The sequence below is a fragment of the Hyphomonas sp. BRH_c22 genome (genome assembly GCF_000961795.1).
GTDB lineage: Bacteria > Pseudomonadota > Alphaproteobacteria > Caulobacterales > Hyphomonadaceae > Hyphomonas.
In genome coordinates this window covers 1-15,098 of the sequence record NZ_LADU01000128.1, presented here as the reverse complement: position 1 = coordinate 15,098, position 15,098 = coordinate 1, and the positions used below count along the sequence as shown (strand labels likewise).

Annotated in this window: 10 protein-coding genes and 1 pseudogene; 5 read left to right on the top strand and 6 right to left on the bottom strand. The window is 62.8% G+C overall.

All coding sequences use genetic code 11. From position 1 onward, the window contains the following. A pseudogene (locus VR74_RS18440) lies at window positions 1–530 on the top strand (ribonuclease E/G); the annotation flags it as partial. Between the two features lie 80 nt (window positions 531–610). On the opposite strand, the gene VR74_RS18435 reads toward VR74_RS18440, so the two are convergent. The 6 genes from VR74_RS18435 to VR74_RS18410 all read right to left on the bottom strand — a co-directional run bounded on the left by VR74_RS18435 (window position 611) and on the right by VR74_RS18410 (window position 8,213). Continuing rightward, complete coding sequence (locus VR74_RS18435) at window positions 611–2,845, bottom strand: 3-hydroxyacyl-CoA dehydrogenase NAD-binding domain-containing protein (protein ID WP_045699311.1); 2,235 nt, start codon at window positions 2,843–2,845, stop codon at window positions 611–613. A 28-nt stretch (window positions 2,846–2,873) separates the two neighbouring features. Further along, window positions 2,874–4,079, bottom strand: a complete 1,206-nt coding sequence (locus VR74_RS18430) for an acetyl-CoA C-acetyltransferase (RefSeq protein ID WP_045699306.1) — start codon at window positions 4,077–4,079, stop codon at window positions 2,874–2,876. Between the two features lie 27 nt (window positions 4,080–4,106). Then, window positions 4,107–4,535, bottom strand: coding sequence for a PaaI family thioesterase (locus tag VR74_RS18425; RefSeq protein WP_045699304.1), 429 nt, complete (start codon window positions 4,533–4,535; stop codon window positions 4,107–4,109). Between the two features lie 6 nt (window positions 4,536–4,541). Continuing rightward, window positions 4,542–5,708, bottom strand: a complete 1,167-nt coding sequence (locus VR74_RS18420; protein WP_045699302.1) for an acyl-CoA dehydrogenase family protein — start codon at window positions 5,706–5,708, stop codon at window positions 4,542–4,544. A gap of 137 nt (window positions 5,709–5,845) precedes the next feature. Next, window positions 5,846–7,630 (bottom strand): acyl-CoA dehydrogenase C-terminal domain-containing protein, encoded by a 1,785-nt coding sequence (locus VR74_RS18415; protein WP_045699314.1) that lies wholly within the window; start codon window positions 7,628–7,630, stop codon window positions 5,846–5,848. Window positions 7,631–7,733: 103 nt separating this feature from the next. Next, window positions 7,734–8,213 carry a MerR family DNA-binding transcriptional regulator gene (locus VR74_RS18410; RefSeq protein WP_045699300.1) on the bottom strand — a complete coding sequence of 160 codons (480 nt, stop codon included), beginning with the start codon at window positions 8,211–8,213 and terminating at the stop codon, window positions 7,734–7,736. Window positions 8,214–8,438: 225 nt separating this feature from the next. On the opposite strand from VR74_RS18410, the gene VR74_RS18405 reads away from it, so the two are divergent. The 4 genes from VR74_RS18405 to fmt form a co-directional block, all read left to right on the top strand. Then, window positions 8,439–12,032, top strand: coding sequence for a peptidoglycan-binding protein (locus VR74_RS18405; protein WP_045699298.1), 3,594 nt, complete (start codon window positions 8,439–8,441; stop codon window positions 12,030–12,032). An 80-nt stretch (window positions 12,033–12,112) separates the two neighbouring features. Further along, window positions 12,113–13,444, top strand: a complete 1,332-nt coding sequence (gene rmuC / locus VR74_RS18400; RefSeq protein ID WP_045699297.1) for a DNA recombination protein RmuC — start codon at window positions 12,113–12,115, stop codon at window positions 13,442–13,444. A 45-nt stretch (window positions 13,445–13,489) separates the two neighbouring features. Beyond that, on the top strand, window positions 13,490–14,020 hold the full coding sequence (def, locus tag VR74_RS18395; RefSeq protein ID WP_045699295.1) for a peptide deformylase: 531 nt from the start codon (window positions 13,490–13,492) through the stop codon (window positions 14,018–14,020). A gap of 170 nt (window positions 14,021–14,190) precedes the next feature. Further along, window positions 14,191–15,098 (top strand): methionyl-tRNA formyltransferase (fmt, locus tag VR74_RS18390; protein ID WP_045699293.1); only part of this gene is annotated, 908 nt, incomplete at its 3' end.

Below are 15,098 nucleotides of genomic sequence, written 5' to 3'. Positions count from 1 at the left end.
GCAAGCGCCGTCGCCGGGGCCGCCGGGGCGGACGCCGCCGGCGCAAGCCAGCTGGCGAAGAGCGTGCCGAAGGAACGGATGATGCCCCGGCCGATGGCGGAGCCTATCTGGACGGCCTTTCGGCAAGTGCGCCGGAAATGCTCGACGCTGATGCGCCAAGCGAGGCGAAGGCTGTGCCGGTTGCTTCACCGGAAGACGTGACCGTCAGCGAACCTGAAGCGCCAGCCGAGACCGATGCAGAGGCCGCGCCGGAGAAGCCGAAACGCGCCCGCCGGTCACGCGCCAAGCCGAAACCAGCGGCCGAGGCCGAAGCGCCTGCCGAGACCAAGTCGGTGGCCGAGGCTGCTGCCCCTGCCCCGGAGCCCGAGCCAGCCCCGGAACCGGAACCGGCAAAAGCCGAACCGGTCAAGGAACCCGCATTGGCCGACACGGCACCTGAGCCCAAACCGGAACCAAAGCCCGAACCCGCCAAGACCGAAGATACCGGTCCAAAGCGCAAGGGCTGGTGGGCCCGCGCCCGCGGCGAGTAAGGCCCGGATACATCGCACGAAACAAAAAAGGCCGGAGCAGTGATGCTCCGGCCTTTTGTTTTGGTCTCTTGATCGCGCGATCAGGCGGCGGCTTTGGCTTTCGCTTCGGCGGGCGGGAAGCGGTCGTAGAAGCCTTCGCCCTTGGCGGCCATGTCGCGCAGGAGCTTGCCCGGGCGGAAGCGTTCGCCATAGGCGTCGGCCAGGCGGTCTGCCTCCGCGACGAAGGGCTTGATGCCCCAGATCAGGTCGACATAGCTGGCACAGCCGCCCGTGTACGGCGCAAAGCCCCAGGCGAGGATCGAGCCGATGTCGGCATCGCGTGCATCGGTGATGACGCCTTCCTCGAAGCAGCGGGCCACTTCAATGGCCTGGCGCACGAGGAAGCGGCTGATCAGCTCCTTCTTCATGGCTGGCGGGCACTCATCCACCTTGACCTCGATCTGGGTGTTCAGTTCCGGCCAGAGGCGCGCAGGCTTGCCCTTGTCGTCATAGTCATAGAAGCCCTTGCCTGCCTTGCGGCCAACCCGGCCCTGGTCTTCAACCAGCCAGGCCATCATCTGGCCGCGCGGATCATTGCCATAGTCGATGCCGGTGGCCTGCGCCATCTGGCGGCCGACCTTGAGGGCGGTATCGAGGCCGACGGAGTCGGACACTTCCAGCGGCCCCATCGGCATGCCGGACTGGCGGCCGACATTCTCGATGATGGCCGGCTTGATGCCTTCGCCGAGCATTTCGAGGCCTTCCTGCGTATAGGTGCCGAAACAGCGCGAGGTGTAGAAGCCACGGCTGTCATTGACCACGATCGGCGTCTTGCGAATGGCCAGCACGTAATCGATTGCCTTGGCCAGCGTTTCCTCGCTGGTTTCCTTGCCACTGATGATCTCGACGAGGCCCATCCGCTCAACCGGCGAGAAGAAGTGGATCCCGATGAAATTGGCCGGGCGAACCGAGGCTTCGGCAAGACCGGTTATCGGCAGCGTGGACGTGTTGGAGCCCATGACGGCCGTATCGGACAGCTGGGCCTCGGCCTGCTTGGTGATCTGCGCCTTCAGTTCAGGGTTCTCGAACACAGCTTCGACGACAAGGTCAGCACCTTTGAAGTCGTCATAGTTCGCAGTCGGCTTGATCAGGGCAAGCAGGGCCTCGCCCTTTTCCTTGGTCATCTTGCCGCGCGAGACGTTTTTCTCGACCAGCTTGCGGGAATAATCCTTCCCCTTCTCGGCATTTTCGGCCGAGACGTCGACAATAATGGTCTCGATACCGGCACGCGCCTGTTCGTAGGCAATGCCCGCGCCCATCAGGCCCGCGCCGATCACGGCCACCTTCTTCAGCTCATACTTCGGATAGCCCGCCGGACGGTTGGCACCCTTGGACAGGGCCTGCGTCGACAGGAAGAGCGAGCGGATCATGGCTTTCGCCTCTGGCCGCTGCTGCGTGTTGATGAAATAGCGCGTCTCGATGCGCAGGCCGGCATCAATCGGCACCTGAATGCCTTCATAGACGCAGGAGAGGATGTTCAGCTGGGCCGGATAATTGCCATAGGTCTTGGCGTGCAGCATGGCGTTTGCCATGGTTGCCACCTGGCCTGCGCCTGGGCTCTTGTGCGGCACGCCGCCCGGAACCTTGTAGCCTTTTTCGTCCCACGGCGCCTTGGCCTTCGGATTGGCCTTCACCCAGGCCTTGGCCCTGGCAACGGTTTCCGACGATGGGGCAAGTTCGTTGACGACGCCCATGGCGAGCGCCTTCTCGGCATTGAAGCTTTCGCCCTGGAGGATCAGCGGCAGGGCCGTTTGCACGCCCACGAGGCGCGGCAGGCGCTGCGTGCCACCGGCGCCGGGAAGGAGACCGATCTTGGCTTCCGGCAGGCCGAATTGCAGCTTCGGATTGTCATTGGCCGCCACGCGGTAATGACCGGCCAGCGCCACTTCGAGCCCGCCGCCAAGGGCAAGGCCATTGAGGGCGACAGCGACAGGCTTGCCGCAGGTTTCAAGCTGGCGGAGCGTCTTGTTGAGCGAAAAGCCCGCGTCGAACTGGGCCTTCTTGATCTCGGCCTCGCTCTTGGGCTCGGCGGCGCCGCCGCTTCCGGCACGGTCGCCCATTTCGCCGAGGTCTGCGCCCGCGCAGAAGCCGCTGGCCTTGCCGGACGAGAGCACGAGGCCCTTGATCGCGTCATTGGTCGCGACTTCCTGCGTGATGGCGATGATGTCGGCGACGGCCTTGCCGGTCAGCGTGTTCATGCTTCGGCCGGGCACGTCGAACACGGCATGGGCAATGCCGTCCGCGTCGATATCGAATGAGAATGTTTCGAGTTTCATGTCAGTCTTCCAGTAATTCGGGTAAGGATTAAACGCGCTCGATGATGGTCGCGGTGCCCATGCCGGCGCCGACGCAGAGCGTGATCAGCGCGGTTTCCTTGCCGGACCGCTCCAGCTCGTCGACCATGGTGCCCATCAGCATGCCGCCGGTGGCGCCCAATGGGTGGCCCATGGCGATGGCGCCGCCGTTCACGTTCATTTTGTCGTGCGGGATGTTGAGATTGTGCATCATCAGGAGAACGACCGAGGCAAAGGCTTCGTTCAGTTCGTAAAGATCGATGTCTTCCGGGTTCATCCCGGCCTTCTTCAGCGCCTTCAGGGAGACGTCAGTCGGGCCAGTCAGCATGATGCCCGGCTCGGAGCCGATGGAGGCCATGGCGCGAATGCGCGCGCGCGGCTTCATGCCGAAACGCTCGCCCATTTCCTTCGAGCCGAAGAGCACCGCAGATGCGCCATCCACGATGCCCGACGAGTTGCCGGCGTGGTGGACATGGTTGATCGCTTCCAGTTCGGGATAGCGCTGTTTGATGATTTCATCAAAACCCATGGCGCCCATGCCGATGAAGGAGGGCTGCAGTGCGGCCAGCGACTGCATGTCTGCATCGGGGCGCATGTGTTCGTCATGGTCTAGGCGGATGCCGCCCATCTGGTCCTTTACCGGGATGATGGATTTGGCAAACCGGCCTTCGGTCCAGGCGCGGGCGGCGCGCTTCTGGCTTTCGACCGCGAAGGCATCGACGTCATCGCGCGAAAAGCCCCATTTGGTGGCAATCGTGTCAGCACCCACGCCCTGCGGCGAGAAGTATGATTTTATGGCAATCTGCGGATCGGTCGACCAGGCTCCGCCCGCCGCGCCCATCGGCACACGGCTCATGCTTTCCACACCGCCGCCAATCGCCATGTCGGCCTCGCCAGTCATCACTTTCGAGGCGGCCATGTTGCAGGCTTCAAGGCCCGAAGCGCAGAAGCGGTCGACCTGCACGCCAGCCGTCGTGTCGGCATAGTCAGCGTTCAGGACCGCAATGCGGGCAATATCGCCGCCCTGCTCGCCCACCGGCGAGACGCAGCCGAAGACGACATCGTCAACGAGGGCGGTATCGAGTTCATTCCGGTCACGGATTGCCTGCAGCACCTGCGTACCGAGGCTGAGGGCGGTGATTTCGTGCAGGGAGCCGGACGACTTCCCCTTGCCGCGCGGGGTGCGGACGGCGTCATAGACATAGGCTTCATTCATGGGAGGGGCTCCTTTAAAACTGTTTGATCAGGTTGCCGGTGAATTCACCGGGTTAAGCGTGAGGCTCGCGGCGCAGCGGGCTGCTTCCTTGCCGCGGGAATCGTAGAGTTCGGCCTCGGCGAAGACCATCGCGCGGCCGATATTGCGCAGGCGGGCCACCACCTCGATGGCGCCCTGACGGACCGGACGCAGGAAATGCGTGTGCAGGTCCACCGTGGAGGGCAGCGCGCGATTGCCCGCCTTCATGCCAGCCAGCATGCCAATCGTATCATCCATCATGGCGACCAGGTAGCCACCCTGGATCACGCCTGCCGGATTGCAGAATTCCGGCCGCCCTTCGAAGCGCACGCGTGTCTCCCATTTTTTCAGGTCGAGCGAGACGAGCTTGAAGCCGAGCGACGTCGAGGACGGGCTCGGCTGGGGGAAGACTTCGGTAATGCGCTTGCTGTCCGGCATGAGTGGTTAGAGCGTCCTCGCGATGAGCATTTTCATGACTTCGTTGGCGCCGCCATAGATGCGCTGGACGCGGGCGTCGGCATACATCTGGGCGATGGGATACTCATCCATATAGCCGAAGCCGCCATGCAGCTGAAGGCATTCGTCGATGATCTTGCACTGGAGATCGGATATCCAGTATTTCGACATGGAGGCCGTGGCTGCATCGAGTTCGCCCTTCAGCAGCAATTCCGTGCAATGGTCTGCAAACACTTTTGCGACAGTCGCCTCTGTCTTGGCTTCGGCCAGCTTGAACTGCGTGTTCTGGAAATCGAAGATCGTCTTGCCGAAGGCCTTGCGGCCCTTGACGTACGCGACGGTCTCGTGGATCGCGCGCTCGATCATGCCGATGCCCTGGAGGCCGATGACGTGGCGCTCCTGCGGCAGCTTCTGCATCAGCTGGACGAAGCCCTTGCCTTCTTCCTCGCCGAGCAGGGCACTGGCGGGCACCTTCACGTCATTGAAGAACAGTTCGGACGTATCGGCCGCGTGCTGGCCGACCTTTTCGAGATTGCGGCCGCGCTCGAAGCCTTCGACCTCCTCTGTTTCAACGCACAGGATCGAGATGCCCTTGGCACCCTGCGAGGGATCGGTCTTGGCGCAGACGAGGATGAGGTTCGCGGTCTGGCCGTTCGAGATGAAGGTCTTCGAGCCGTTGATGACATAGCCATTGCCATCCTTGATGGCCGTCGTCTTGATGTTCTGGAGGTCAGAGCCAGCGCCGGGTTCGGTCATGGCGATGGCGGTGACGAGTTCGCCCGACGCCATGCGCGGCAGCCAGCGGCGCTTCTGTTCTTCCGTGCCGAAGGCCGTGATGTAGGGCGCAATGATCGCATTGTGGAGCGTGATGCCGAAGCCGTCGACGCCCTTCCACTGCTGCTGCTCGATGATCACGGCTTCGTGGCGGAAGTCGCCCCCTGCCCCGCCATATTCTTCCGGCACGGAGGCGCAGAGCAGGCCCATCTCGCCCGCCTTGGTCCAGATCTCCCGCGGGACAACGCCTGCCTTGCGCCAGGCCGGGACATGCGGCGTACATTCCTTCTCGAAAAACTGGCCCACGGCGTCTGAGAAAATATCCATTTCCTCGTCGTTGCGCCAGTTGGATTTCGGCACGTTCAGTGGGCTCTCAAGCATGGGTACGTCTTTCCTGTATTACCTTGCGGAAACTTCCGTTTACGTTCGCGTAAACATGTAGGATACGCAGGCCCCTTTGCACAGACGTCACGCCGCGTCAGGCCGCAGACTCAAGGCCTGCAGCCTGTCGCCGTGGATCAGAACGCCTCTGCCGGCAGGGCCATCATGGAGCTCGCGCCGGTTTTCACTTTCGCGAGATGGGCGGCAGCATCCGGCAGCATGCGGTCCAGGAAGTACTGGCCGGTCATCAGCTTCTCTGCATAGAACGGATCACCGTCGGCCTTCTTCTCGATCGCCACCTTGGCCATGCGGGCCCACATGAAGGCGAGGGCCGTGAGGCCGAACAAGTGCAGGTAGTCGTGGCTGGAGGCGCCGGCATTGTTGAAGTCCGACATGCCGTTCTGCATCAGCCAGTTGGTGCCTTCCTGCAGCTGGCCCTTCACGGTGGTGAGACCGTCGAGGAAGGGCTTGAGCTCGGCATCATCGCCTGCCGTGCCGATGAAATCATCCAGTTCGGCAAAGAAGCTGAACACGGCCCGGCCGCCATTGCTGGCCAGCTTGCGGCCGACAAGGTCGAGCGCCTGAATGCCATTGGTGCCTTCATAGATCATGGTGATGCGGATATCGCGGACATACTGTTCGAGGCCCCATTCGCGCGTGAAGCCCGAACCGCCATGGACCTGCAGGCCGAGGTTTGCGCTCTCCGAGCCCTTGTGGGTCAGGTAGGCTTTCACGACCGGCGTCAGAAGGGCCATATAGTCGGAGGCCCGTTCCCGGAGCTTCTCATCCTTGGACTTGTGCTGCAGGTCACCCTGGAACGCGGTCCAGTAGGCGAACGCGCGGGCGCCTTCGATAAAGGCTTTCTGGTCGAGCAGCATGCGGCGCACATCGGGATGCACGATGATCGGGTCTGCGACTTTCTCGGGCGCCTTCGCCCCGTTCAGGGAGCGGCCCTGAACGCGGTCCTTCGCGAAATCGACGGCGTTCTGGTAGGCGACCTCGGCCTGGGCGAGGCCCTGCAGCCCGACGCCGAGGCGGGCTTCGTTCATCATGACGAACATGGTGCGCATGCCCTTGTGCTCCTCGCCGACGAGCCAGCCGGTCGCGCCGTCATAGTTCATGACGCAGGTCGCGTTGCCGTGGATGCCCATCTTTTCTTCAAGGCCGCCGCAGGAACAGGCGTTGCGCTCGCCGAGCGAGCCGTCTTCCTTGACGATATATTTGGGCACGACGAAGAGCGAGATGCCCTTGATGCCTTCCGGGGCGCCCTCGATCCGGGCAAGCACAAGGTGAATGATGTTTTCGGTCAGGTCCTGCTCGCCGCCGGAAATCCAGATCTTCTGGCCGGTGATCCTGTAGCTGCCATCGGCCTGGGGCACGGCCTTGGTCTTGATCAGGCCGAGATCGGTGCCGCACTGCGGCTCGGTCAGGTTCATCGTGCCGGCCCATTCGGCGCTGGCCATTTTCGGGCCGTACATCTTGCGCTGAGCGTCCGAGCCGCCGGCCATCAGCGCCTCATAGGCACCCGATGTCAGGCCGGGATACATGCCGAAGGCCATGTTGGCGGACGAGATCATCTCGCCCCAGGCGAGGTTCACGACATGCGGCAGGCCCTGCCCGCCCATTTCCGGGTCTTTTGACAGGAGCGGCCAGCCATTGTCGACCAGCGCGCGGTAGGCTTCCGGGAATCCGTCGGGCGTCTTGACGCTGGCATCATCATTGCGTTTGCAGCCCTGGACATCGCCGACATGGTTGAGCGGGAACAGGACTTCCTTGGCGAACTTGCCGCCTTCTTCCAGGATCGCGTCGATCAGGTCAGGCGTGGCGTCTTCAAAGCCGGGCAGGTTCGAGTGATTCTGCAGCTGCAGGACCTCATGCAGAATGAATTGCATGTCGCGGACCGGGGCGTCGTAACGGGGCATGGATGGAGCTTCCTCGTAATTGAAAATGGCAACTGGCGCCATTCTAGACACACGTTCTAGAAAGGTCGTTCCAGTTGCCAGAACTCAGGAAAATAAAGAGGGATCAGACTTCGTCGAGCTGCCGGCGGGCGACCGCTTCATAGGCCGCAACCTGCCGCTTGCCCTCTTCATTGGGGCCGACCTTCTGGATCAGTTCCTCAAGCCAGATGATGCCCTTGCGAAGTTCGGTCAGCGCCGTGTCGATATCTTCGCGCTGGACTTCCAGCTCTTTGACCTGCTTGCGGAACTTGTCGAGCATCATGTACTTCTGAGCCCGCTCGCCATCGTCAAGCACGTAAAGGTCGAGAATTTCACGAATATCCGCCAGGGGAAGGCCGAGGCGCTTGAGGCGCACGATAATCGTAAGGCGAGCACGATCCCGGTTCGAATAGACACGGGTCATGCCATCGCGCGCCGGATGCAGCATGTCCTTGTCTTCATAGAAGCGAAGGGCACGCGGCGTCACACCATATTCCCGGGCAAGCTCGGAAATCGTGAAGGTGCGGCTGTCGGCGGCGGAAATGTGTGATGTCTTGTGATACATGAAAAGAGTTTAGACCAAGGGTTCCGCGAACGTCAACGTCAACTTTACGCGAACGTGCACGGAAACATTCCCCATGGTAAATGGGATAGGCTCATCCGTTACCAGATTGCGGGAAAATATTTACCTTTAACTTCGCTTTAAGACCCGACCTGTCATCACCGTAGGAATATGTGAACGAATCTGCCCGCTGCGTTAACTTCGCGGGCCGCGTGAGGAGAGTCCGGGATGAACCAGACAGGGCCCTGGAGTGTCAAAGGCATTGACCAGCGCGCACGCGATGCGGCGCGCGAAGCCGCGAACGCGGAAGGTCTCACGCTGGGTGAATACCTGAACCGCCTGCTGATGACGGACGAGGAAGAACAGCATAACGAAATCTCGTCGCTGTTCCGCACGCCGCGCCCCCGGCCGGATGCGGCCTCCAGCACGCTGGACCGCCTGACCCGGCGGATCGAGGCGGCAGAAGCCCGCTCGACGCTGGCAATCACCGGCATGGATCATACCGTTCTCGGCCTGGTGGCGAAGCTGGAAAGGGCCGAAGGCAACAGCAATGCCGTGGTCGGCCATGTCGAAAGCCTGATGGACGAGATCCGCGACACGTATGAAGCGCTCCAGTCCAAGGTCCGCCGGCTCGAGCAGGACGATACGGCCAAGCAGAACCTTGAAGCGCTCAAATCGCTCGAACAGGCGCTCGGCAAGCTGGCGAACCACGTCAATGAAGAAGGCGAGCTCGCCCAGAATGAAGCCCAGGCCATCAAGGGCCGGGTTGAAGCCGGATTTGCCGATCTGACCGACCGGGTCGAGGGCGTGGAAACGCGGGTCGAGTCGAAATTGTCAGACGCCGCCGCCCGCGTTGAGCGCGCGGTCGAGCAGGCCCAGCAACGCTCCGAGGGTGCCACGCGCGAACTGTCAACGCGGATCAACTCGCTCGAAAGCGACGTGAAGCAGCGTTTCGCCAAGGTCGAAGAGAGCGAACAACGCCTGACCGCCGTGGAATCAGACGTCTCCGGCGCGCTGGATTCCATGGAAAGCACGCTGCTGCGCATCCAGGAACGACTGAACCGCGCCGAGACGACCACGGATGCCGCGCTACAGAGCCTGGAAGCCACGTTCAATCATCTCGACAACCGTGTCGAGGCGCTCGCCGGATCCGTCGATCCGGAACTTGCCACGAAACTTCGTAAGGAATTCGAGGCCCGGTTCGAGGACCTGACCAAGTCCCTGCGCGAAACCGTGGACCAGACCCGGCTTGAACTGGCCGATGAAATTTCCCGCGCTGCCAATATCCAGGACAATGAGGCCTTCACCAGCCTCGCAGCTGACGTCACCGATGTGCACAAGCGCCTTGTCGCGACCGAGGAGCGGCAAACCCGCTCCATGGAGACCGTGTCCAGCCAGATCAGCCGGATGTCCTCCAGTTTCGACCAGCGCATCAGCGATGTGGAAGCCCGCGACGATACAGCCGCCGGTGAAGCGATCCGCGAAGAAGTCGAACGCCTTGGCGAAACCGTGGGCGCGCGGATCGACTCGCTGGCCGAGCAGATTGACCGGCGCGTAACCGACAGTGAAACGCGCAGCGCCGAGGCGATCGAACAGATCGGCGAACAGGTCGCAACCGCTGCCACGCGGCTGCAAAAGCGCCAGGACGATGCCATCAAGACAATGGCCTCGCAGATGGAAGAGAGCCGCAAGCGCACGGATGTGCGCCTGTCGGACGCCCTGTCCAATGTGTCGGAACGCCTGGAACACATGCAGGCCCAGTCGACAGCCTCCCTGTCACCTGTGCAGCGCGCGATCGCGTCCCTGGCCACGCGGCTGGAAAGCCTCGAAGAGTTCAACGCGCCGCCCTATGCAGACCCGGCGGGCGCTGACGCGCTGCCTGCCGCGCCTGACTTTGCCGCCGAATTGCCCGGCGTGACGCCAGTATTCGAAGACCAGGACGAGGCTTTCGAACCCGGCCTGCCCGAGATCGACGACGATGACGACATGTTCGCTGACAGTCCTGCCGCTGCGGCGCCGGAAGCCACCGCCGAAAGCGAAGATGACGATACGATCTTTGCCGACATGCCGGAAGATCCCGTCAGCGATGACGTTTTCTTCGAAGCCGGCATCGCCGGCTGGGACGCAGCAATCGAAAACCGGGAAACGCCCTATGAATCCGATTTCGAGGACATGCTGAGCAAGCGGTTCGAGAATTTTGCGGCTGAACACACCGATGAAGCGGACGAGGCACCTGCCCTGCCGGCGTCGCAGGCAGAACTCGGCCCGGAAACCTATTTCGACCCGCTGGCAGAGCTCGACGGGATCGACGGGGTTCACGACAGTCATTCGGAAGCCCGCGCGTCGGACATTTTCGACACCGATGATTTCGAGGACGAGGATTTTCTCGCGCTGATATCGCCAAAGGTGGAACCAGCTGCCGAGACCCTGGATACGCCCGGCCATTTCCCCAATCCCTTCGAGGAACCGATCGAGATTCGTGAAGGCGACACCAGCGACTATATTGCCCGGGCGCGGCGCGCCGCCATCGTCGCGGCAGGCACGCACGGCCAGCAACCGCACCAGCGCAATCGCCGCAGCACCGACAAGCCGAACTTCAACGGCGTGCGGGCGAAATCCAGTTCGAGCAGGCTGCCGCTTTATGCAGCGGCCTCTGCCGTGGTGATTACCGGCGCGGCCGTGGGCGGCTATCTCTATATCCGCGGCAAGCAGGAAGCGCCTGTCATGGCCGCATCGGTCGACACCTATGTTGATCCGGGCGCCGCTGCGGGCAATGCGGAGTCAGCCTCAGTTGCCGAAGAGGCCATTGCTGCGGCCACCATGACCGAAGCAGAAGCCGGAACCGAAACACCGGCCGTGGTGGAAACCGCAGCGGCCGATGCCGACCTGTTTGAGGCGGCGCCATCCGTGATGTCTGTCTCCGCCCCTGCAGAGCGCACACCCCAACCGGCACCTGAGACAGCCGAAATCGCCGCAGCCGCCCCTGTGGCACGGTTTCCGGCCATCTCGCCTTTTGTCACGGTTGAAAGCGCTGCCGCCTCCGGCAACCACATTGCCCAATACCAGCTGGCCCAGGAACGCATTTCCGCTGGCGATTTCGCGTCTGGCGCCGCCCTGATGCGTAAGTCTGCCAGCAAGGGCCTGCCGATTGCGCAATATGGCCTCGCCAAGCTGCACGAGAAAGGCAATGGCGTACCAAAGGACCTGACACTGGCGCGTGAGTGGACCGAAAAGGCGGCCAATGGCGGCAATGTGAAAGCGATGCACGACCTCGCCGTCTTCATGGCCGAGGGTGAAGGCGGGACGCAAAGCTATGCGGGCGCCGTTGAATGGTTCCGCAAGGCGGCCGAATTCGGCATCGTGGACAGCCAGTACAATCTGGGTGTTCTCTACGAGCAGGGCCTCGGCATCAGCCCCAACCTGACCGAAGCCCTGTTCTGGTTCCAGGTGGCCGGCAAGAATGGCGATCCCGGCGCGCCTGCCAAGATTGCTGACCTGACGGGCCGCGTGTCGGCAGAGGCCGCAGAGCAGGCCAGCGCCCGCGCGGTGTTCTGGGAAGCCTCACGCGACAACGCCATCAGCAATGGCCGGTTCGGGGCCCAGCCCTGGAACACGGGTAACCCGCTGCAGGTTCAGGGCGTTCAGGTCGCGCTGTCGGCGCTCGGCTATGATGTCGGCACGCCCGATGGCGTTGTGGGCGCCGGCACAGCCAGGGCGATCCGCGACTATGAGAAGGCCAACAATCTTCCGGTGACCGGCACGATTACAGCAGACCTGATCGAAAGCCTGAATGCACTGGCCGGCGCACCGAACAATGGCTAGGCAAACGCGTGCCGTCTTCGACGCGTGACAGGTGACCTCGTTCTAGATATGTTCCACGAGAATCGTGGCAGGATATCGCAATGACACCTATTATTACCATTGGAAGCGCCGGACTCGACGCCGTGCATATCATCCTGTTGCTGGGCGTGATCGGGCTTGGCGTACTGGCCTGGGCCTTGCGTGGCAAGGCAGGCCTCGTGCACCGCGATCTGGCGCGCACCGAGGCCGACCTCGAGACCACACGGCAGGCCCTGCGAGCACAGCAGGAAATCGCCCGGCAGGCCGAAATCGCGCTGGCCGAAGCGCGCGCCCGCAGCGAAGAGGACGAGAGCAAGTTCGCGCAACTGGCGCAGGGCGTGTTGCAGCGGGCAAACGCCATGTTTCTCGAACGCGCCGACGAGACGTTCAAGCGGCACCGGGAAGGCGCGCAAGGTGAGCTCAAGGAGCTGATGAAGCCGATCGGCGAGAATTTCGATGCGTTCAAGAAGCGCGTCGACGATCTTGAAAAGGTCCGCACCGAGGACAAGTCGCTCCTGTCGGAACAGGTGAAGGCCATCGGCGAAAGCCTGCACCGCAACACCGCCGAGACCGGCAAGCTGGTCAACGCGCTGACCGCGCCCAAGGGCGGCGGACGCTGGGGCGAGATGACACTTCGCAACGTGATGGAACAGGCCGGCCTGTCGGCTCATTGCGACTTCAGCGAGCAGGTGCATGACGAGACCGAGGAAGGCCGCCAGCGCCCGGATGCCATCATCCGCCTGCCGGGCGACCGGCAGATAGTGATCGATTCCAAAGTGTCGCTTGCCTCCTACATGGCGGCAGTTGAAGCAGAAGATCCCGCCCAGAAAATCCTCCACCTGAAGGCGCATGCCACCAGCGTGCAGCGACACGTCACCACGCTGGCGTCCAAGGACTACCAGTCGAACCTCGGCAACCGGTTTGACTATATCGCCATGTTCATACCGGGGGAGAACTTTTTCGCGGCGGCGCTTCAGGAGGCACCCGATCTCATCGAAAGGGCGATGTCCAAACAGGTGATCGTCACGACGCCGACAACATTGATCGCGCTGGCCAAAACGGTGGCGCACCTCTGGCGCCAGCATCACCAGAACGAGAATGCCATGGCGGCGGCGGAACTCGGCGCCGAACTGTATAACCGGATGGGCGTCATGCTCGGCCATATCGAGAAGCTCGGAAAGACGCTGAATGGCTCTGTCGACCATTTCAATTCGGCCATGGGATCTTTCGACAAGCGGGTATTGCCAACCCTGCGCAAGTTCGAGGACATGGAAATTGCCCCGCCGAACAAGGCGCTGCCGGAACCGAAGCAGATCGAGAGCCGGACCAATCCGACCGACCGCACGGGCGAGCTGCCGCTCGGTCTGGAATCTCCCAAAGTCCCGGCGGAATGAACCGTAACAGTTGACCAGACGCCCTTCCCTTCATATCTGACCCTCATGGCCATTCGCGAGATCCTCACTGTACCCGACCCACGCCTCAAGGAGGTGTCGAAACCTGTTGAAGGCGGCGTGACAGACGAGGTCCGCGCGCTGATGGATGACATGCTGGAAACCATGTATGACGCGCCGGGCATTGGCCTCGCCGCAATACAGGTCGGCGTGCCGCTGCGCGTGATCGTGATGGATCTTGCCCGCGAGGACGAAGAGCCCCAGCCGCGCTATTTCGTGAACCCGGAAATCCTCGAGACGGTTGAAGAGACCCAGCCCTATGAAGAGGGCTGCCTGTCGGTGCCGGATATTTTCGACCAGGTCGAACGGCCCGTGCGCTGCCGGATCCGTTACATGGATTACAATGGCAACACGGTCGAGGAATGGGCCGAGGAGCTCTATGCGGTCTGTATCCAGCACGAGATGGACCATCTCGAAGGCACATTGTTCATCGACTATCTCTCGCGCCTGAAGCGCCAGCGCGCGGTCGACAAGGTGAAGAAGGCCAGGCTGCGCAACCTGCGCGAAGACGCCGCCTGATGTTCCGAAAGGCCTGGGTGCGATGGCTTGTCGCCATCCTGTTGGCAGGCGCATTGGCAATCTGGCTGGGGTATCATGGCGTGGGCGGTATCGGCGGCCGCGTCCTGCTTTAGGCTGGCGAGCGATCCTTTACCTTTATTCCACACCAGCATCAGGCTAGAGCCCCTTTCATGACAGACCGCTTGCGCATCGCCTTCATGGGCAGCCCGCAGATTGCCGTGGACGTGCTCGCCGCGCTGGTGGCGGCGGGTCACGAGATTGCGTGCGTGTACTCGCAGCCGCCGCGCCCTTCGGGCCGGGGCAAGAAGCTGACGCCGACGCCGGTGCAGGCCTGGGCCGAGGCGAATGGCCTTACCGTGCGCACGCCTAAATCGCTGAAGAAAGCGGAGGAGCAGGACGCCTTCGCGGCGCTGGGCCTCGATGCCGCCGTGGTGGTCGCCTATGGGCTGATCCTGCCGCAGGCCATTCTGGATGCACCGCGGCTTGGCTGTCTCAACATGCATGCCTCGATCCTGCCGCGCTGGCGGGGCGCGGCGCCGATCCAGCGGGCGATCATGGCGGGCGACCATGAGACCGGCGTGGACGCGATGCTGATGGATGCGGGGCTCGATACCGGGCCGGTGCTGATGTCTGCGCGCACGCCGATCACGCCTGCAACCACGGCAGGCACACTGCACGACCGGCTGGCGGAACTGGCCGCAGACCTTGCACCGGTCGCGCTGGCAAGATGGGCGGCAGGGGAGATCACACCGCAAGCCCAGCCGGAAGCGGGCGTTACCTATGCCCACAAGATCAGCGCGGAGGATCAGCAGGTCGACTGGACGAAACCTGCTGCCGAAGTCGATTGCCAGATCAGGGGACTGTCACCCTTCCCCGGCGCCTTCTGCCACTGGACCCCCGAAGGCGAAGGTACGCCTGTGCGGCTGAAACTCCTGATGAGCGAAGCCGGCGGCGCAAGCGGCGGGGCCGCGCCCGGCACCGTGCTGGACGACCGGCTGCTGGTGGCCTGCGGGGATGGCGGCGCGGTGCGCATCACGGTGCTGCAGCGGCCCGGCAAGGGGCCGATGAGCGCGAGCGT